Genomic DNA, 18,421 nt, shown 5'->3' with positions numbered 1-18,421 from the left:
ATCCTGCTGACCAGCGGCATCTATGTCGCGGTCAATCTGTTGATCGATCTGGCCTACACGCTGCTCGATCCCCGTATCCGGTACTGAGGGCGCGCGCACCATGGCGATCGATACCATGTCCGAACCGACCCTCCCGGTGCCGCGCCCGATGCGTCCGCGGCTCGGCTTCCTGCTGTCGACCCCGATCATCGCCGTCGCCACCATCTGCCTGACGCTGGTGGTGCTGATGGCGATCTTCGCGCCGTGGCTGGCGCCGCACGATCCGGTGAAGCTGGCGCCGGCGCTGCGGCTCAAGCCGCCGAGCGCCGAATTCCTGCTCGGCACCGATGCCTATGGCCGCGATCTGCTGTCGCGGATCATCTATGGCGGCCGGGTGTCGCTGCTGATCGGCGTCGGCTCGGCGATCGTCGCGATCGCGATCGGCCTCGTCATCGGCCTGGTCGCCGGCTTCTTCCGCTGGGTCGACGCGGTGATGATGCGGGTGATGGACGGCCTGATGGCGATCCCCAGCGTGCTGCTGGCGATCGCCGTGGTGTCGCTGTCTGGTGCCAGCCTGACCACGGTGCTGATCGCCATCACCATCCCGGAGATTCCGCGCGTCGCCCGACTGGTGCGCTCGGTGGTGCTGACGGCACGTGAGGAGCCCTATGTCGAAGCTGCGATCTCGCTTGGGTCCAGCCTGCCGAAGATCATGGCGCGGCACCTGATGCCGAACACGGTGGCGCCGCTGATCGTGCAGGGCACCTACATCGCCGCCTCGGCGATCCTCACCGAAGCGATCCTGTCGTTCCTTGGCGCCGGCATCAGCCCGGAGACGCCGACCTGGGGCAACATCATGGCCGAGGGCCGCGCCTACTTTCAGATCAAGCCGATGCTGATCTTCTGGCCGGGCCTGCTGCTGTCGATCGCGATCCTGTCCGTCAACCTGATCGGCGACGCCGCCCGCGACGCGCTCGACCCGCGGATGAAACAGCGCGAGGGTTCGCGATGAGAGCCGGTTCAAAGCTTAGTCCGTCATTGCGCAATGCGAATCGACGAAGCAGTGACGTGGAGGCATCCCGATGACCGATAACGTCCTCGAAATCGACAACCTCGTCGTCCGCCTCGGCCGCAGCAATGATGGCGACAAGGTGATCGACGGCATATCGCTCACCGTGCGGGCCGGCGAGACGATGTGCCTGGTCGGCGAAAGCGGCTCGGGCAAATCGGTGACGTCGCTCGCCACCATGGGGCTGCTGCCGAAAGGCGCGCTGCATGCCTCCGGGGGCGAGATCCGGCTCGCCGGCGAGAACGTGCTGGCCGCCAGCGAACGGCGGCTGCGGCAGCTTCGCGCGTCGCGGATGGCGATGATCTTCCAGGAGCCGATGACGGCGCTGAATCCGGTGGTGCCGGTCGGCAAGCAGATCGACGAGGTGCTGCGCTTCCACACCGACCTGCCCGCCCGCGAGCGCCGCCGCCGCATCCTCGATATGATGCAGCAGGTACGACTGCCGGATGTCGAGCGGATCTTCGCCTCCTATCCGCACCGGCTGTCGGGCGGTCAGCGCCAGCGCATCATGATCGCGATGGCGCTGGTGCTCGAGCCGAAGCTGTTGATCGCCGACGAGCCGACCACTGCGCTCGACGTCACCACCCAGAAGCAGATCCTGACGCTGATCCGCGAGCTGCAGCAGGCGCACGGCACCGCGGTGCTGTTCATCACCCACGACATGGGCGTGGTGGCCGAGATCGCCGATCGCGTCGCGGTTATGCGTCAGGGCCGGCTGGTGGAGACCGGCCCGCTCGAGACGGTGCTGCGCCGTCCTCAGATGGACTACACCCGCAACCTGCTGTCGGCGGTGCCGAGCCTGGTGCCGCGGCCGCCGCGCGGCGTCGCCAAGACGCCGGTGGTGCTGGAGGCCAACGAGCTCGGCAAGGTGTATCGCGAGCGCTCGCTGCTCGGCCGCCAGCGCGAGGTAGTCGCGGCGCAGGACGTGACGCTGACGCTGCACAAGGGACGCACCCTCGGCATCGTCGGCGAAAGCGGCTCGGGCAAATCCACCGTGGCACGCTGCATCGTTCGGCTGATCGATCCGACCTCGGGCGGCATCCGGCTGGCCGGCCGCGAGATCTCCGACCTGTCGCGACGGCTGCTGCGGCCGCACCGCAAGAAGATCCAGATCGTATTCCAGGACCCGTACCGCTCGCTCAATCCGCGCGTCAGCGTCGGTGAGAGCATTGCGGAAGGGCCGATCAATTACGGCGTGCCGCGGGCGCAAGCGCTCGCCAAGGCGCGGCAACTGCTCGAGCTGGTGCATCTGCCGGCGGATGCGATCTCGCGCTTTCCCCATCAGTTCTCCGGCGGCCAGCGCCAGCGCATCGCGATCGCCCGCGCGCTGGCGCTCGATCCCGACGTGCTGGTCGCCGACGAGGCGGTGTCGGCGCTCGACGTCTCGGTGCAGGCGCAGGTGCTGAATCTGCTCGACGAGATTCAGACCCGGCTCGGCATCGCGCTGCTGTTCATCACCCACGACCTGCGCGTCGCAGCGCAGATCTGCGACGATGTCGCGGTGATGGAGAAAGGCCGCGTCGTCGAACAAGGGCCGGCCGGCGAAGTGTTGACCCACCCCAAGCAAGCCTACACCCGCCAACTGCTCGAAGCCGCTCCCGGCCGGCATTGGGACTTCGCCAACTTCCGTCCCGTCAGCGAAGCGCCGGCGGCGATGGTGAGCTAACCCCCTCTCCCCGCGTCATTCCGGGGCGCCGCGCAGCGGCGAGCCCGGAATCCATAACCACCGCGAGGGGATATGGATTCCGGGATGCGCCCCTTGGGGCGCATCCCGGAATCACGAACGTTAAGTCAGCAAGAGAACAACAACCATGACCCGCATCGCCGTCGGCGGCTTCCTGCACGAGACCAACACCTTTGCGCCCACCAAGGCGACCTGGGAGGCGTTCGTGCATGGCGGCGGGTGGCCGGCGATGACGATCGGCGCCGACGTGCTCAAGGTAATGCGCGGCATCAATGTCGGCCTCGCCGGCTTCGTCGAAGAGGCCGATGCCAAAGGCTGGGAGCTGATCCCGACCGTCGCCTGCGGCGCCAGCCCGTCGGCGCATGTCACAGAAGACGCATTCGAGCGCGTTGTCAAAATCATGATCGACGGCATCAAGGCAGCCGGACAACTCGACGCGGTGTATCTCGACCTGCACGGCGCGATGGTCACCGAACATCTCGACGATGGCGAAGGCGAGATTCTGGCGCGCGTCCGCGAGGTGATCGGCCCCGATCTGCCGCTGGTTGTCAGCATCGATCTGCACGCCAACGTCACGCCGCGGATGATCGAACATGCCGACGCGCTGATCGCCTATCGCACCTATCCGCATGTCGATATGGCCGACACCGGCCGTGCTTCGGCCAAGCATCTGGAGCTGCTGCTGCGCAGCGGTCAGAAGTTCGCCAAGGCGTTCCGGCAACTGCCGTTCCTGATTCCGATCTCGTGGCAGTGCACGTTCGATCAGCCGACCAAAGGCATCTACGACAAGCTCGCGGCGCTGGAGAGCGAGGCGGTGCCGACGCTGTCGTTTGCACCGGGGTTTCCGGCCGCCGACTTTCCGGACTGCGCGCCGTCGGTGTTCGCCTATGGCCGCACCCAGGCTGATGCCGATGCGGCAGCGGATGCGGTGGCCGCGCTGGTGGCCGGTCACGAGAACGATTTCGACGGCAAGATCTATTCGCCCGACGAGGGCGTGAAGCGTGCGATCGAATTGGCACGCACCGCTGCCAAACCAATCATCATCGCCGACACCCAGGACAATCCCGGCGCCGGCGGCGACTCCGACACCACCGGCATGCTCCGCGCCTTGGTGCGCAACAACGCACAGCGCGCCGCGATCGGCGTGATCTACGATCCGGACGCTGCGAAGGCCGCGCATGCTGCCGGTGTCGGCGCGATGATCTCGCTGTCGCTCGGCGGCAAGTCGGGCATTCCCGGCGACACACCATTCGAGGAGATTTTCGTCGTCGAGCAACTCTCCGACGGCCGCTTCGTCGCACCCGGTCCGTATTTCGGAGGCCGCGAGATGGAGATGGGGCCGTCCGCCTGCCTGCGGATCGGCGGCGTGCGCGTGGTGGTCGCATCGCACAAAGCACAGCTCGCCGATCAGGCGATGTATCGCTACGTCGGCATCGAGCCGACCGCGCAGGCGATCCTGGTCGTGAAAAGCTCGGTGCATTTCCGCGCCGACTTTCAACCGATCGCCGAACGGCTTCTGATCTGCGCCGCGCCCGGCGCGATGCGGGCATTCGTGTCAAGCCGAATGGACAGTCGTTCGTCGCGCCGAACTAACAACTCATCGCCATCACTGACGTCAATTCGCGCTGACGCGTGTCCCTCGTGATCGCACCAGTCAGCAGCAGGACTATCATGCACGCACGAGTCGATTTTCGTGCGCGCCAATGTATGCAGATACCATTCTTGCGTTGAAGCAGCGTGAAGCGCGCGCGAATTGGAACCTTCCCGGTTTGACGCGATTGGCTCGACGGTTCGCTCAAAATGCAAGAGAGGTCGCAGATGCCGTCGCTCAGCGGGCAAGCAATCAATACAGGTAGCATCAAGCAGCATCATGCGCGGACGGGACTCGCCAATCCGGTGGCGGGTGCGCGCACCGATATCACCAGCGTGGTCGGCCGGTTTGCGATCTATGCGGCGGGCGACGCGCAGCCGAATGGCAGCACCACGCCGCTGCTGCTGATCCACAGCATTAACGCAGCCGGCTCCGCTTACGAAGTCAAGCCGCTGTACGATTACTACGCGAAGCAGCGACCGGTGTACGCGATCGACCTGCCCGGCTTCGGCCAATCCGATCGCGACGACCGTGAATACACCGCGCGAATGATGACCGACGCGGTCCACGCCGCGGTCGAACAGATCCGCCGCATCCATGGCGAGCAGCCGATCGACGCGCTCGCGCTGTCGCTGGCGAGCGAGTTCCTCGCCCGCGCGGCAACCGAGACACCGCAGGCGTTTCGCTCGCTCGGCTTCATCAGCCCGACCGGCTTCGAAGGCCGGGCTCGCGACGAGCGCACGCCCGGCACCCGCGGTCGCTCCTGGATCATCGACGTGCTGCGCGTCAAACTGTGGGACCGCGGCTTCTTCAAGATGCTCACCGCGCGGCCGGTGATCCGCAAGTTCCTGGAGAAGGCCTGGGGCTCGAAGGATATCGACGAACCGATGGTCGATTACGACTACGCCACCACGCATCAGCCCGGCGCCCGCCATGCGCCGTACTACTTCGTCGCCGGCTTCATGTTCAGCACCGACATCCTGCACATCTACGAGCAGCTGCGGCTGCCGGTGTGGATGGCGCACGGCGTGCGCGGCGACTTCGTCGACTATCGTCACAAGAGCCGCGTCGCCGGCCGCTCGAACTGGACCATCCTGCAATTCGACACCGGCGCGTTCCCGCACTTCGAGGTGCTGGATCAGGTGGTATCTTCGTACGATCAGTTCCTGACGAAGGTGCAGCCGAGCGAGGTCGGCAAGCCGACGCTGGTGCAATCGGCGTAATGGCTCTGCGAATGTCCGAGGCAACTCCAGCAACCATGCACGATCAACAATAGCGTGAGTTGCCTTCGCTTCGCAGTTGAAGAAACTAGACCAAACGCGATCGATTTGGACGCGTGAATCGCGGCGCAGCCGACCTCAAGGCTGCGCCGCCTAGGCTTCACTTGCGGAGGTTGCTGACGGTAATGAACTACGCACAGCTTCTGACCGGATCGGCAGGCAGCATCGAGACCACGCCGGTCCCGCCGTTCACCCACCACGAGATCCTGGGGCTTGTGCAGCCGTTCACGCGCCGCGGCTATCAGGTCGACCTCGCCGCCAGCGATCGCCTCGCGCGGCGGTTGCTGTTCAGGCCGGTCATGCACGAGGAAGCCGGCCGCGGCGGCATCAACGCGACCGAGCTGCTGCAACTCGACAATCCCCGCCCCGGCCTGCATCAGGTAACCCGCACGCTGAAGCTGGAAGACGGCCTGACCGCGACGCTCGAAACCCAGGGCGACGATCTCGACATCCTGCTGCGGCGGATCGAGCAGGTGCTGCCACAGCAGCAGTTCCGCAGCGTCGAAGGCGCCGTGGTCGCGCTGAGCTATCGCCTCGCCCCGCTGGGCACGCGGCACGCCGCAGGTGATGCCGTGCAGCGCGTGCTGCTGCGTGGGGAGGCCGTGATTGCGGGGTTCCGCGTATTGTTGCGCGGGGCGCTGGTGCGCGGCTATCCGGCCGAGATCGACGTCACGCCAAGCACGCCAGGTGTGGCACTGCCCGAAGATCTGCTCGCCGTGATCGGCTGGGCGTGGTCGCCGCTGCGCAAGAGCAAGGCCGGCTTCACCGGTAAGATCAAGGTGCGCGGCCAGGAGCCGGAGCTCAGCCGGCGCGTCGAAGCCGCGCTGGAAAAGACGGTGGCGCATCTCGCCCGCACCCTGACGCGACCGCCGGCGGCTTACTACGGGAAGCTGCGCGGCGCACGCTGGACGGTGACCTTCCGCCGCGCGATCCCGGCGCTGTTTTTCGGCGGCCTGATCGCCGGCGCCGCCAGCCTGACGCTGATCGACGTGCCGCAGGATTCGATCTTCAACCTGCTGCTGATGGGCGCGCCGCCGCTGTTGATGTTCGGCGCCTTCGGGATGCGCGAGACACCCTCGCTGGAAATTCCGCCGCTGCCGCGGCGCTGGAAGGCCACATGGCTGCCGGAGGCCGAGGCGGCCCCGTCACAGATGGATGCACAAACGACCTGACGAACGAGGACACGATCGATGCACGGCAACCCGATGAACATCCCCCCGGTCTCGATCGCCGCCGCCAAGGCCGCGCTGATCGAGCAATACGCCGACCCAACGCTGCGCCGGCGGGCATCGATGCTGTGGGGCACGCGCGGCGTCGGCAAGTCGTCGATCGTCCGCCAGGTCGCGGCGCATTATCGGGTGCCGCTGATCGATCTCCGACTCACCACGATCGAGCCGGTCGACATCCGCGGCGCGATCTATGCGGATGAGAATCTGGCCAAGACTGTGTGGTTTCCGCCGGAATTCCTGCCGTCGCGCGACCAGCCCGAAGGCGTGCTGTTTCTCGACGAACTCACCGCCGCCGATCAGCGGCTGCAGATTTCGGCCTATTCGCTGATCCTCGATCGCCGCGTCGGCAATTACCACCTGCCCGACGGCTGGCAGGTGGTGGCCGCCGGTAACGCCAGCTTCCACGGCGCGATCAGCCACGACATGGGCACCGCGCTCGCCGACCGCATGTTCCACTTCAACGTGCAGACCGCGATCGACGCCTTCCTCAGCCACGCCATCACCCACGACTTCGCGCCCGAAGTGATGGCGTATCTGAAGATCCGTCCCGACAAGCTCGACGATACCCAGGCGCAGCTCGCCGGCGATCATCTGATCGGCGCCAGCCCGCGCGGCTGGGAGGACATCTCTAACGTCCTCAAATCCGGCTTGTCCGACCACGCCAAGCGGCTGTTCGTGCAGGGCCGGATCGGCGCCGCAAACGCCGCGGAGTTCTTCGGCGTGCTGCGCGAGATCCAGGCCGGCACCGACGTGCTCAAGTTGCTCGCGGCGCGCCCAGGCCCCGAGACCGCGGCGCTGCTGCCGAAGTCGCTCGATGCGCTGTACGGCATGCTGTACGGGCTGCTCGCCGCCAGCGCCGACAAGGACACCCTGGCGCGGGCGCTGGAGATCATCGAGCAACTGCCGGACATCCGCAGCACCGTGCCACTGCCGATCCGCGAAGCACAGACACTGGCGATGGAGCTATTGATGCAGCGCGGGCTGGAGAACGGCCTCGAGGCCGCGATCCTCGACAGCCCGGCCTATGCCCGCTACGCCGACCGCCGGCAATTGGAAGCCGCCGATGCCTGAGCCGGGCGCGCTCTACTGCCACCGCGGCACGCGCGCAATCCAGCGCATGGTGGAATTCGCGCCCTCGACCGGCGGACTGGCGCTGTGGGTGCAACATCGCGATCTGCCGGACGATACACCGGCTGAGACACCCGCCGCGGTGACCGACGGCACCACAGTGTACTACAGCGCCGCGTTCGATCGATTGCCCCTGCCCGACCAGGTCGGACTCGTTGCGCACGAGGTGCTGCACATCGCGCTGCGCCACTCGCAGCGTTTCGTCGAGCTGCAACGTACACAAGGCGACGTCGACCTCGAACTGTTCAACATCTGCGCCGACGCCATCGTCAACACCACGCTGGCGCATCTGAGCTGGCTGCATCTGCCGGACGACGCGGTGATGCTGGAGCAGATCGTATTCAAGGCGCTCGGCCGCGAGCAGCAGCCGGAATCGGCGCTGCTCGAATGGGACGTCGAGAAGCTGTACCGCGCGATCGACGACCGCGACGACGGCACCAGCGGCAAGCAGCAATCCGGCCGGCAATCGCAGCAAGGCTCCAAGGCCGACTCGTCGGGCTCCGGCGGCAAGGATCAGGCCCAATCCCAATCCGGCACGTCGGAGAGCGAGACCGCCCAGCGCAGCGACGGCGCCCGTTCGGCCAAGGTGCGGGCGCTCGGCGCCGGCGGCGCGCGCGACCTGGTGCCGAACCCGGAGGCTCAGTCAGCACCCGAACACGAGGCCGAGCTGGCCCGCGAATGGAGCGAGCGCATTCTGCGCGGCCATGCCGGCGACGGCGCATTCTCGATGCTGCGCGCGCTGATCGCCGATCTGCCGCACAGCCGCACACCGTGGGCTCAGGTGTTGCGGGTGCAGCTTGCGCGCGGCCTTGCCCGCAAGCCGGCGCTGACCTGGTCGCGCCCGACGCGCTCCTACATCGCCAACCAGGGCCGCGCCGGCAATCACCGGATGCCGTTCGAACCGGGCTTCAGCCCGACCAAGAACGAGCCGCGGCTGGCGCTGATCATCGACGTTTCCGGCTCGATCGACGATCAGCTGATGCAGCGCTTCGCCACCGAGATCGAAACCATCATCCGGCGCCAGGAGGCCGGCCTGGTGCTGATCATCGGCGACGAACGGGTGCGGCAGGTCGAGTTCTTCGAGCCCGGACGCCGCTTCGTGCTCAGCGAGATCGAATTTGCCGGCGGCGGCGGCACCAACTTCACGCCGCTGCTCGCCGAGGCCGACCGGCACAAGCCCGATATCACCGTGGTGCTGACCGATCTCGAAGGCCCGGCGGAGTTCAAGCCGCGCTGGCCGGTGATCTGGGCGGTGCCGCAGGAGCATGCCCACGCGGTGCAGCCGTTTGGACGGCTGCTTCCACTCGACTAATAACTTGCGGCGACGACGAGGAGGCCGACGACATGCTGCAGGTGAGAGGCGTACCCCAGACCTGGGACAATATCGCGCCGATTCCGATGGAGTGCGACGCGCCGTTCCTCACCATCAAGGGCGAACTGCCGCGCGAGCTGAACGGCACGCTGTATCGCAACGGCGCCAACCCGCAATTCGTCTCGCCGAACGCGCACTGGTTCTTCGGTGACGGCATGCTGCACGCGTTTCATCTCGAAAACGGCCGCGCTTCGTATCGCAATCGCTGGGTGCGGACGCCGAAATGGCTGGCCGAGCATGCCGCCGGACGGCCGCTGTACGGCGAATTCAACATGCGGCTGAAGGATGCACCGGCCTCGACGCCGCGCGACGGCAACGTCGCCAACACCAACGTGGTGTATCACGCCGGGCGGCTGCTGGCGCTGGAAGAAGCGCATCTGCCGATGCAGATCGAACGTGAGACGCTTGAGACCCGCGGCTATTGCGACTATGGCGGCGCGCTGCAGGGGCCGTTCACGGCGCATCCGAAGATCGACCCGGTCACCGGCGAGATGCTGTTCTTCGGCTACAATGTCGGCCGGCCGCTCGGCCGCGGCATGATGCACGGCGCGATCGATGCCTCCGGCCGGCTGACTCGGCTGGAGCGCTTCAAGGCGCCGTATTCGGCGATGGTGCACGACTTCATCGTCACCGCAAAGCACGTGCTGTTTCCGATCCTGCCGCTCACCGGCAGCATCTGGCGCGCGGTTCGCGGCAAGCCGCCTTATGCCTGGGAGCCGCGCAAGGGCTCGTATGTCGGCGTGATGCCGCGCAGCGGCAGCGTCCGCGACATCCGCTGGTTCCGCAGCGAGCCGTGCTTCGTGTTTCACGTCATGAACGCCTGGGACGAGGGCAACACGATCATCGCCGACGTGATGCAGTCGGAAGCGCCGCCGTTCTTCACCGACACCGACGGCAGGTCGCTCGATCCGGATAAATCTCGCGCGCGGCTGTGCCGCTGGACGTTCGACCTCGCCGGCCGCAGCGACAGCTTCCAGCGCACCTACCTCGACGACATCAACGGAGAATTTCCGCGGATCGACGAGCGCCGCGCCGGCCTGCGCAGCCGCCATGGCTGGTACGCCTGCATGAATCCGGAAGCGCCCGACGTGCTGTCCGGGCTGGTGCATGTCGGCGGCGACGGCGAACGCCGCGCGCGCTACTTCCTGCCGATCGGCGACACCATCGGCGAGCCGGTGTTCGTGCCGCGCAGCAAGGACTCAGGCGAAGCCGACGGCTGGCTGCTCGCGGTGGTGTGGCGCGGCTGCGAGAACCGCAGCGACCTCGCCGTCTTCAACGCCTCCGACATCGCCGCCGGTCCGATCGCTCTGGTCCAGCTCGGCCACCGTATTCCGGACGGCTTCCACGGCAATTGGGTGGCGGCGGACTGAACTCTCGTTAGAGCGCTCAATCGATGGATTGAAGCGGACTGAGCGCTTGCCAAGGTCCTAAAGTCCTCATCCTGAGGAGCCCGGCAAAGCCGGGCGTCTCGAAGGATGAGGAGCCGTATGACTTTCGGCACATGGTTCGAGACGGCGCTCCGCGCCTCCTCACCATGAGGTTGTGCCTGTTGTGAGCGCTCCGAAGCGCGATTCCAGTTCTATCATAAACAGAACTGATCCAGGGAACGCAGGAGCTAACCTGCAAGCCCCACCGCTCATCGGCCGCGATCCTTGTCCTTCAGCAGGCGTCGATAGTACGTGCTTCGATCGATGCCGAGCCGGCGTGCGGCGCGCGAGACGTTGCCGCCGCTGGCATCGAGCGCGGCCTGCAGCGCCGAGCGAGTGTGTTCGGCGAGCGACGTCGGCGGCGGCGCAACGGGCGCTTGGCTCTCCGCCGCACCAACCGCTGCACTGATTTCGGCGGGGAGCGCGGAGACCTCCACCGGATGCCCCGGCTCGCCGAGCACCAGCAGCGCGCGCAGCGTTCCGACCAGCTGCCGATAATTGCCCGGCCAATTGTAAGCCGCGAGCACGCGCTCGACATCAGTGGAGAGCTGAACGCCGGCCTGTTCGCCGCCGAGCTGGCGCCAGAGTTTTCGGACCAGCGCGAGGCGATCCGGGTGATGGCGCACCGGCGGCCGCTCGACGACGTATTGAGCAATCCGGAAGTACAAATCCTGGCGGAACGCGCCGGCGGCCAGCAATGAGCCGAGCGGCTGATGCGTGGCGCAAATCAGCGCGAAATCGACCGGCACCGGCCGGCCGCCGCCGAGCGGCGAGATCTGCTTGTCCTGCAGCACGCGCAGCAGCCGGCTCTGCAGCGACAGCGGCATGTCACCGATCTCATCGAGAAACAGCACGCCGCCATCGGCCTGGCGCAGCAGCCCGGGCGCGCCCTGCCGCCGCGCGCCGGTGAAGGCACCGGCCTCATAGCCGAACAGCTCCGACTCGATCAGCCCTTCCGGCAGCGCTGCACAGTTCACCGGAACGAACGGCTTGTTGCGCCGCGCACTCTCAGCGTGAACCCGGCGCGCGAAGACGTCCTTGCCCGATCCAGTCTCGCCGAGCAGCAACACCGGGATTCCGGCCTCGACGAGCCGCACGGTGCGCGACAGCTGCGCCATCATCTCCGCATCGAGGATCGGCTCGACCTCGCCGGCCGGAGCAGCAGGCACCGGAGCAACGGCGGGCGCAGCCGGCGCGCGCGGGCTGCGCCGCCGCGGTTCGACCAGCCGGCCCCACAGCCGGGTGCCGCGAGGTCCGCGCAGCATTTGAATTTGTTCGGAGGGGCGGACACCCGGCAGCAGCGTTTCCAGTCGTGCGAGGTCGAGCGCCGGCCAATCCAGGTTCATCAGCTCGAGGCCGTGCCGATTGGCACCGATCAGCACGCCATCGGCAAACGCCAGCACGCCCTCGCGCGGCGTGCCGAGCAGCGCGCGGTCGGTGTGCAGCCGCAGCATGGTGCAGTGCTCGAATCCTTCGGTGAAGAACCGGTGCTCGATCTGCTCGGCGGCGAGCCGCATCAGCCCGAGTGCATGGACATGGCGGATCGCGGCCGGCCCGGTCATATCGAGCGCACCGGCCACCACACCGCGCGGATCGATCAGCGGTGCAGCCGCGCAAGCCAGAATGCGATGACGTTCGAAGAAGTGCTCGGCGCCGTGCACCGCAATCGGCTGACGCTCGACCAGCGCGGTGCCGATCGCATTGGTGCCGGTGTCGGCCTCGCTCCAGGAGACGCCGGGCCGCAACGCCACCTGCGCGGCACGGCCCGCAAACTCGCCGGAGCCGATCATATCGAGAACCACGCCGACCGCGTCGGTGAGAATGACGACGCTGTCGGTGAGACGCGCGTCGCCTTGCAGTGCGTTCAGCTCCGGCCGCGCGAGGCGGCCGAGCCTGTCATGGCGTTCCTGCAATTCGCGCAGTTCGCGGGCGGTGGGCGGTTCGACCAGCGGCGAGCGGCTGGCGTCCAGCCCCTGGCCGGCGCAGCGCTGCCACGAGCGCAGGATCGGTGCGGCGAGCATTCCGTCGACGGGACGCCCCTCCCCGAAGAAGCGGCGGCGCGCAGTGACGACGGCATCACGGCTTGATGCGATTGACATGAGCGGATCCTCGGAGTGTTGGATTCTGCAACAGGTGTGGCGTCCAACTGCTGCAAGTATCACACGCAGCCGGAGGTGCTGTCCAGACATCACCACCCGGAGCGAGCGCGCTCCGATCTAGAATCCTCCCAGTCTTTTCAACGAACTGATCAGTTCGGAGGCCAATGGCCGCAGGCGTCCCGCACACCTGGCATGCGTCGTGCGTAGTTCCATCCGCTTCAAAACAAACGGGAGGAAGCCATGAACCTCATCACAACGATGCATCCGGACGCCAGCACGGTGTTCAAGACCCGCTACGGCAACTTCATCGGCGGCCGCTGGGTGGAGCCGGTCGACGGCAGATACTTCGACAACACCACCCCGATCACCGGCGCAAAACTCACCGAAATCCCGCGTTCACAAAAGGAAGATGTCGAACTCGCGCTTGATGCAGCGCACACGGCCAGCATCAGCTGGGCCAAGACCACGACGACAGAACGGTCACTCATTCTCAATCGCATCGCCGATCGGATGGAAGCCAATCTCGATCTGCTCGCGATCGCCGAAACGCTCGACAATGGCAAGCCGATCCGCGAGACGCGTGCTGCCGACCTGCCGCTGGCGATCGATCACTTCCGCTATTTCGCAGGTGCGCTCCGCGCGCAGGAAGGCTCGATCTCGGAGATCGATCACGACACCATCGCGTATCACTTCCACGAACCGCTCGGCGTCGTCGGCCAGATCATTCCCTGGAACTTCCCGCTGCTGATGGCGGCGTGGAAGCTGGCACCCGCGCTCGCCGCCGGCAACTGCGTGGTACTGAAGCCGGCCGAACAGACACCGGCCTCGATCCTGGTGTGGGCCGAACTGGTCGGCGATCTGCTGCCGCCCGGCGTCGTCAACATCGTCAACGGCTTCGGCGTCGAAGCCGGCAAGCCGCTGGCCTCCAGCCCGCGCATCGCCAAGATCGCCTTCACCGGCGAGACCTCCACCGGCCGGCTGATCATGCAATACGCCAGCGAAAACCTGGTGCCGGTGTCGCTCGAACTCGGCGGCAAATCGCCCAACATCTTCTTCGGCGACGTTGCGGCCGAAGACGATCCGTTCTTCGACAAGGCGATCGAAGGCTTCGTGATGTTCGCGCTCAACCAGGGCGAGGTGTGCACCTGCCCGAGCCGCGCGCTGGTGCAGGAGTCGATCTACGAACGGTTCATGGAGCGCGCACTCGCCCGCGTCGCCGCGATCCGCCAAGGCGACCCGCGCGATCCGGCGACGATGATCGGCGCGCAGGCCTCGCAGGAACAGCTCGACAAGATCCTGTCCTACATCGAGATCGGCCGCCACGAAGGCGCCGAACTCCTGGCGGGCGGGGCACGCGCGCAGCTGCCCGGCGATCTCGCCGGCGGCTACTACGTGCATCCGACCGTGTTCCGCGGTCACAACCAGATGCGGATCTTCCAGGAGGAAATCTTCGGTCCGGTAGTGTCGGTCACCACCTTCAAGGACGAAGCCGAAGCGGTGGCGATCGCCAACGACACCCAGTATGGACTCGGCGCCGGCGTCTGGACGCGGGATGGCACCCGTGCCTATCGGTTTGGACGCGCCATCGCCGCGGGCCGGGTGTGGACCAACTGCTACCACGCCTATCCGGCGCACGCGGCGTTCGGCGGCTACAAGCAATCCGGCATCGGGCGCGAGACGCACAAGATGATGCTCGATCACTATCAGCACACCAAGAACCTGCTGGTGAGCTACGGCACCGGGCCGCTCGGCTTCTTCTGAGACGACAACTCATTTCATCGGCGGGTGCACAGCACCCCGCCGCAGCAATGCCGGGCGGCGTATCGCGCCGCCCGCCTAGCGGGGTTTTGCCCTGCAAAAGGAGCGCGTCCGGCTCCACGGCAGCAGCCCAGCCGGACAGCTCATCGACCACCGATCAACAACAAACTCAATGGAAGGAAGCACCAATGACGGCGACTACATTCTTCATCCCCTCCCTCAACCTGTTCGGTGCCGGCTGCGTGTCGAGCGCGGCCGACCAGGCCAAGGCGCGCGGCTTCAAGCGGGCGCTGATCGTCACCGACAGCGGGCTGCACAAGCTCGGCGTGGCCGATCAGATCGCCTCGATGCTGATCGAGCGCAACGTTACCAGCGTCGTGTTCCCCGGCGCCAAGCCGAACCCAACGATCAAGAACGTCGAGGACGGGCTGGCGCTACTGAAGCAGGAGAATTGCGACTGCGTGATCTCGCTCGGCGGCGGTTCGGCGCACGACTGCGCGAAGGGGATCGCGCTCACCGCAACCAATGGCGGCAGTATCAAGGACTATGAAGGCGTCGACCGGTCGGCGCACGCCCAGCTTCCGCTGATCGCCGTCAACACCACGGCCGGCACGGCGAGCGAGATGACGCGGTTCTGCATCATCACCGACGAAGAGCGGCAGGTGAAGATGGCGATCGTCGACCGCCACACCACGCCGCTGCTGTCGGTCAACGATCCGGTGCTGATGCTCGGCAAGCCGCCGGCCCTGACCGCTGCGACCGGCATGGATGCGCTAACGCACGCGATCGAAGCCTATGTGTCGATCGCCGCAACGCCGATCACCGACTCCTGCGCGCTGAAGGCGGTGTCGATCATCTCCAACAGCCTGCGCACCGTCGTCGCCGAGGGCCAAAACCTCGCCGCCCGCGAAGCGATGTCGTATGCGGGCTTCCTCGCCGGGATGGCGTTCAACAACGCCTCGCTCGGCTATGTGCACGCGATGGCGCACCAGCTCGGCGGCTTCTACGACCTGCCGCACGGCGTCTGCAACGCGGTGCTGCTGCCACACGTGCAAGCCTATAACGCGCAGGTCGCGGCGGGCCGGCTGAAGGACGTCGCGCATGCGCTCGGCGTCGATACCACCGGCATGACCGACGCCCAGGGCGCCGACGCCGCGATTCACGCCATCCAGCGGCTGTCCACCGACGTCGGCATTCCATCCGGCCTCGGCGGGCTCGGCATGAAGGAGGCGGACGTGCCGGTTCTCGCCGCCAACGCATTGAAGGATGCGTGCGGCTTCACCAATCCGAAGCAGGCGACGCAGACCGAGATCGAAACCATCTTCCGCGCGGCGGCCTGACCTCGTTTGCGTCGCGGTCGGACACAAACGTCTCCGACCACACCTCGGAGCGGGATGGCTTCTCACCTAACCGCAAGTCATCCCGCTTCGACCAACCGCGTGGACGCACAACATGCGTCCGCGCCTCACCGCCCCCACCGGTCCTGCCAGACCTTCTCGCCGATCAGGCACGACACCCGCGCCGGCCGGTGTTCATCGGCGATCGGGACGATGCGGGCCGGCGGCGTGTGGCCGGCGACCTCCATCACCAGCTTGGTATGGATCGCCTCTTTGAACTTGGCGCGATCCTTGATGCCGACCACGAAGGCGCCGGGACCGCCGATCACGCAATCCTCGTAGTAGTAATCCAGATTTTCGATATCCATCATCGAATAGGACGGCTCTTTCACCATGATCGGCAGGCCGTTGATGACGACGCCCTTGGCGACGGCGGCATCGCGCGCGATCGTCACCGGTTCGCCGTTATTGTTCGGGCCATCGCCGGAGATATCGATCACCCGGCGCAGCCCGTGATACGGGTTCTGTTCGAACAGCGGCAGCGCGAAGTTGATCGCGCCGGAGATCGAGGTTCGCGAGGCACGGCGCAGCGGGGCCTTCAGGATCTCGGCCGCGACCGCATCGGCCGATTCCGGCCCGTCGATAATGTGCCAGGGCAGAATGATTTTCTGATCTGAGGACGCGGCCCACTCGAAATACGTCACCGCGATGCGCCCGGTCGGACCGCTCGTCAGAGTCTTGAGGAATTCGCCGGAGATCAGCGCCTGCGCGTAGCCTTCGCGCTGCACCGCGAGTTCGTCGACATCCATCGAGTAGGAGACATCGACGGCCAACACCAGTTCGACGTCGACCTGTTTGGCGTCGTCACCCGCTGCTGATTGCGGCGCCTGGTTGGGCGCGGCAATCGCGGCGACACCGGCCGCCATCGCAGCGGCGAGCATTCCGATCGAGACCCACCAGCGCATTGCAGCCCTCCGGTCGACCAACCGCGATGGTGACATGCAAAACAGATGACGGAAAGCGGCCCAGCCGGTTCCATTCCGATCACTTTCCAGTCACTGATGATGATCGATCGTGAGTGCGATGCGAAGGACGGCGCTACACGGCTCAACGGCGGGCTGGTTTTCGTCGGGCGGGCGACGCTGTAGGATAGGACCCGCATTGCAGGCATTTCAGCATTTCACGCGGGTCGGCCCCTGATGAGCAACATCGACCTGAAGCCGAAGACCAAGGCCAAAATCAAGGTCGAGCGGCCGAAGCTGCACAAGGTGATCCTGGTCAACGACGACTACACACCGCGCGAATTCGTAGTGTCGGTGCTGAAGGCCGAGTTCCGGATGACCGAGGACCAGGCCTATAAGGTGATGCTCACCGCGCATCAGCGCGGCGTCTGCGTCGTCGGCGTGTTCACCAAGGACGTCGCCGAAACCAAAGCTACTCGCGCCACCGACGCCGGCCGCGCCAAGGGCTATCCGCTGCTGTTTACGACAGAGCCAGAGGAGTAGTTCCGGCGGCGTAGTACCAAAATCGGCGCACCTGTTACCGGAAAAGAGCGTCATCGCCGGGCTCGACCCGGCGATCCATCTCCTGCAATAGGCCGTTCTAGAGCGCTTCATCGATTGTTTGAAGCGGATTTGGCCTTTGCCAAGCGTCCGAAGCCCTCATCCTGAGGAGCCCGGCAAAGCCGGGCGTCTCGAAGGATGAGGAACCACATCGCCTGCGGCGCATGGTTCGAGACGGCGCTTCGCGCCTCCTCACCATGAGGCTCTAAAGGCTGCGACCGCTAGGAAGTTCGGTCCTGATTCTGTCAAAAGCAGAGACGCTCTAGACGCGCGCTGCGCGCGCGATGGATTCGCGGGTAAAGCCCGCGGATGACGCTCGGCAACTTGATGGTTCAGTGTCTCACAGCCCTTCGGCGGCAAGCGGGGTCTCGTCGGTCAGGCCGTGGACGCGCTCGGCGTGGGAGAAGCCGGCCATCGGGAATTCGCCGAGGTCGCTCCAGCCTTCCGAGCACAGCCCGACGAAATCGCTGGAGGCGACCACGGTGCGGCCGAGCCGGGCGGCGAGCCGCTCCAGCCTTGCGGCGAGATTCACCGCCGGGCCGATGCAGGTGAAGTCGAGCCGGTTGCCGCCGCCGATATTGCCGTACAGCACCTGCCCGACATGCAGCGCGACGCCGAAGCGGAAGCTCTCGATGACGTGGGCGCCCTCGACGAAATTCAGATCCGCGATGCTGGCGCGGCATTCATTAGCCGCAGCCAGCATCCGGCCGCAGACCTCGGCGGCGTCGCTGCCGTCATCGGCGATCGGAAACACCGCGAGCAGGCCGTCGCCCATGAACTTCAGCACCTCGCCGCCATGGCCCGCGATCGCCGCGACCTGGCAGTCGAAATACGCGTTCAGCACCTTGACCATGATCTCCGGCGGCAGGCCGTCGGACAGCGCCGAGAAGCCGCGCAGATCGGACA

At 66.3% G+C, this 18,421-nt stretch carries 15 protein-coding genes; 12 read left to right on the top strand and 3 right to left on the bottom strand.

What is annotated here, in order from left to right; all coding sequences use genetic code 11:
- Positions 1-100 precede the first annotated feature (100 nt).
- The 8 genes from DYI24_RS06600 (at position 101) to DYI24_RS06565 (ending at position 10,702) form a co-directional block, all read left to right on the top strand.
- The gene (locus DYI24_RS06600) at positions 101-991 is read left to right on the top strand and encodes an ABC transporter permease (protein WP_107343363.1); all 891 of its coding nucleotides are present in this window, start codon (positions 101-103) and stop codon (positions 989-991) included.
- A 70-nt stretch (positions 992-1,061) separates the two neighbouring features.
- Positions 1,062-2,714, top strand: a complete 1,653-nt coding sequence (locus DYI24_RS06595; RefSeq protein ID WP_164571713.1) for an ABC transporter ATP-binding protein — start codon at positions 1,062-1,064, stop codon at positions 2,712-2,714.
- A gap of 145 nt (positions 2,715-2,859) precedes the next feature.
- Positions 2,860-4,377, top strand: coding sequence for a M81 family metallopeptidase (locus DYI24_RS06590; RefSeq protein WP_164571712.1), 1,518 nt, complete (start codon positions 2,860-2,862; stop codon positions 4,375-4,377).
- A 173-nt stretch (positions 4,378-4,550) separates the two neighbouring features.
- Entirely contained in the window at positions 4,551-5,546 is a 996-nt protein-coding gene (locus DYI24_RS06585; RefSeq protein ID WP_164571711.1) for an alpha/beta fold hydrolase, read from the top strand.
- Between the two features lie 182 nt (positions 5,547-5,728).
- Positions 5,729-6,775: a hypothetical protein gene (locus DYI24_RS06580; RefSeq protein WP_164571710.1), complete on the top strand. Its 1,047-nt coding sequence runs from the start codon at positions 5,729-5,731 to the stop codon at positions 6,773-6,775.
- Positions 6,776-6,793: 18 nt separating this feature from the next.
- Positions 6,794-7,903 (top strand): AAA family ATPase, encoded by a 1,110-nt coding sequence (locus DYI24_RS06575; RefSeq protein WP_164571709.1) that lies wholly within the window; start codon positions 6,794-6,796, stop codon positions 7,901-7,903.
- Positions 7,896-9,272: a vWA domain-containing protein gene (locus tag DYI24_RS06570; RefSeq protein ID WP_164571708.1), complete on the top strand. Its 1,377-nt coding sequence runs from the start codon at positions 7,896-7,898 to the stop codon at positions 9,270-9,272. Before DYI24_RS06575 ends, DYI24_RS06570 begins: the two co-directional genes overlap by 8 nt.
- Before the next feature lie 32 nt (positions 9,273-9,304).
- On the top strand, positions 9,305-10,702 hold the full coding sequence (locus tag DYI24_RS06565) for a carotenoid oxygenase family protein (RefSeq protein WP_164571707.1): 1,398 nt from the start codon (positions 9,305-9,307) through the stop codon (positions 10,700-10,702).
- Between the two features lie 266 nt (positions 10,703-10,968).
- Here DYI24_RS06565 and DYI24_RS06560 read toward each other — a convergent pair whose 3' ends face one another.
- The gene (locus DYI24_RS06560; protein WP_164571706.1) at positions 10,969-12,858 is read right to left on the bottom strand and encodes a sigma-54-dependent Fis family transcriptional regulator; all 1,890 of its coding nucleotides are present in this window, start codon (positions 12,856-12,858) and stop codon (positions 10,969-10,971) included.
- Positions 12,859-13,116: 258 nt separating this feature from the next.
- Between DYI24_RS06560 and adh the strand changes: the two genes are divergently transcribed.
- On the top strand, positions 13,117-14,619 hold the full coding sequence (adh, locus tag DYI24_RS06555) for an aldehyde dehydrogenase (RefSeq protein WP_205523398.1): 1,503 nt from the start codon (positions 13,117-13,119) through the stop codon (positions 14,617-14,619).
- Positions 14,620-14,804: 185 nt separating this feature from the next.
- Positions 14,805-15,956, top strand: a complete 1,152-nt coding sequence (gene yiaY, locus DYI24_RS06550; protein ID WP_164571704.1) for an L-threonine dehydrogenase — start codon at positions 14,805-14,807, stop codon at positions 15,954-15,956.
- A gap of 125 nt (positions 15,957-16,081) precedes the next feature.
- On the opposite strand, the gene DYI24_RS06545 is transcribed toward yiaY, so the two are convergent.
- On the bottom strand, positions 16,082-16,918 hold the full coding sequence (locus DYI24_RS06545) for a DUF1194 domain-containing protein (RefSeq protein ID WP_164571703.1): 837 nt from the start codon (positions 16,916-16,918) through the stop codon (positions 16,082-16,084).
- A 45-nt stretch (positions 16,919-16,963) separates the two neighbouring features.
- Here DYI24_RS06545 and DYI24_RS06540 point away from each other — a divergent pair, with 45 nt between their 5' ends.
- Both DYI24_RS06540 and clpS read left to right on the top strand, forming a co-directional pair.
- On the top strand, positions 16,964-17,101 hold the full coding sequence (locus tag DYI24_RS06540) for a hypothetical protein (RefSeq protein WP_164571702.1): 138 nt from the start codon (positions 16,964-16,966) through the stop codon (positions 17,099-17,101).
- Between the two features lie 51 nt (positions 17,102-17,152).
- A complete protein-coding gene (gene clpS, locus DYI24_RS06535; protein WP_047309913.1) occupies positions 17,153-17,458 on the top strand; it encodes an ATP-dependent Clp protease adapter ClpS in 306 nt (101 codons plus the stop codon).
- Between the two features lie 397 nt (positions 17,459-17,855).
- Here the strand turns inward: clpS and DYI24_RS06530 are convergent.
- The coding region (locus DYI24_RS06530) for an adenylate/guanylate cyclase domain-containing protein (RefSeq protein ID WP_164571701.1) at positions 17,856-18,421 on the bottom strand (566 nt) is incomplete at its 5' end.

Origin of the sequence: Rhodopseudomonas sp. BR0C11 (assembly GCF_010820945.1) — a bacterium.
Taxonomy (GTDB): Bacteria; Pseudomonadota; Alphaproteobacteria; order Rhizobiales; family Xanthobacteraceae; genus Rhodopseudomonas; species Rhodopseudomonas palustris_H.
This window is presented reverse-complemented; position numbering and strand designations above follow the sequence as displayed.

Coding starts and splice junctions, on each gene's coding strand:
- DYI24_RS06590 (WP_164571712.1), top strand. CDS start 2,860: ATGACCCGCATCGCCGTCGGCGGCTTCCTGCACGAGACCAACACCTTT.
- clpS (WP_047309913.1), top strand. CDS start 17,153: ATGAGCAACATCGACCTGAAGCCGAAGACCAAGGCCAAAATCAAGGTC.
- adh (WP_205523398.1), top strand. CDS start 13,117: ATGCATCCGGACGCCAGCACGGTGTTCAAGACCCGCTACGGCAACTTC.
- DYI24_RS06540 (WP_164571702.1), top strand. CDS start 16,964: ATGACGGAAAGCGGCCCAGCCGGTTCCATTCCGATCACTTTCCAGTCA.
- DYI24_RS06600 (WP_107343363.1), top strand. CDS start 101: ATGGCGATCGATACCATGTCCGAACCGACCCTCCCGGTGCCGCGCCCG.
- DYI24_RS06580 (WP_164571710.1), top strand. CDS start 5,729: ATGAACTACGCACAGCTTCTGACCGGATCGGCAGGCAGCATCGAGACC.
- DYI24_RS06570 (WP_164571708.1), top strand. CDS start 7,896: ATGCCTGAGCCGGGCGCGCTCTACTGCCACCGCGGCACGCGCGCAATC.
- yiaY (WP_164571704.1), top strand. CDS start 14,805: ATGACGGCGACTACATTCTTCATCCCCTCCCTCAACCTGTTCGGTGCC.
- DYI24_RS06560 (WP_164571706.1), bottom strand. CDS start 12,858: ATGTCAATCGCATCAAGCCGTGATGCCGTCGTCACTGCGCGCCGCCGC.
- DYI24_RS06575 (WP_164571709.1), top strand. CDS start 6,794: ATGCACGGCAACCCGATGAACATCCCCCCGGTCTCGATCGCCGCCGCC.
- DYI24_RS06585 (WP_164571711.1), top strand. CDS start 4,551: ATGCCGTCGCTCAGCGGGCAAGCAATCAATACAGGTAGCATCAAGCAG.
- DYI24_RS06565 (WP_164571707.1), top strand. CDS start 9,305: ATGCTGCAGGTGAGAGGCGTACCCCAGACCTGGGACAATATCGCGCCG.
- DYI24_RS06595 (WP_164571713.1), top strand. CDS start 1,062: ATGACCGATAACGTCCTCGAAATCGACAACCTCGTCGTCCGCCTCGGC.
- DYI24_RS06545 (WP_164571703.1), bottom strand. CDS start 16,918: ATGCGCTGGTGGGTCTCGATCGGAATGCTCGCCGCTGCGATGGCGGCC.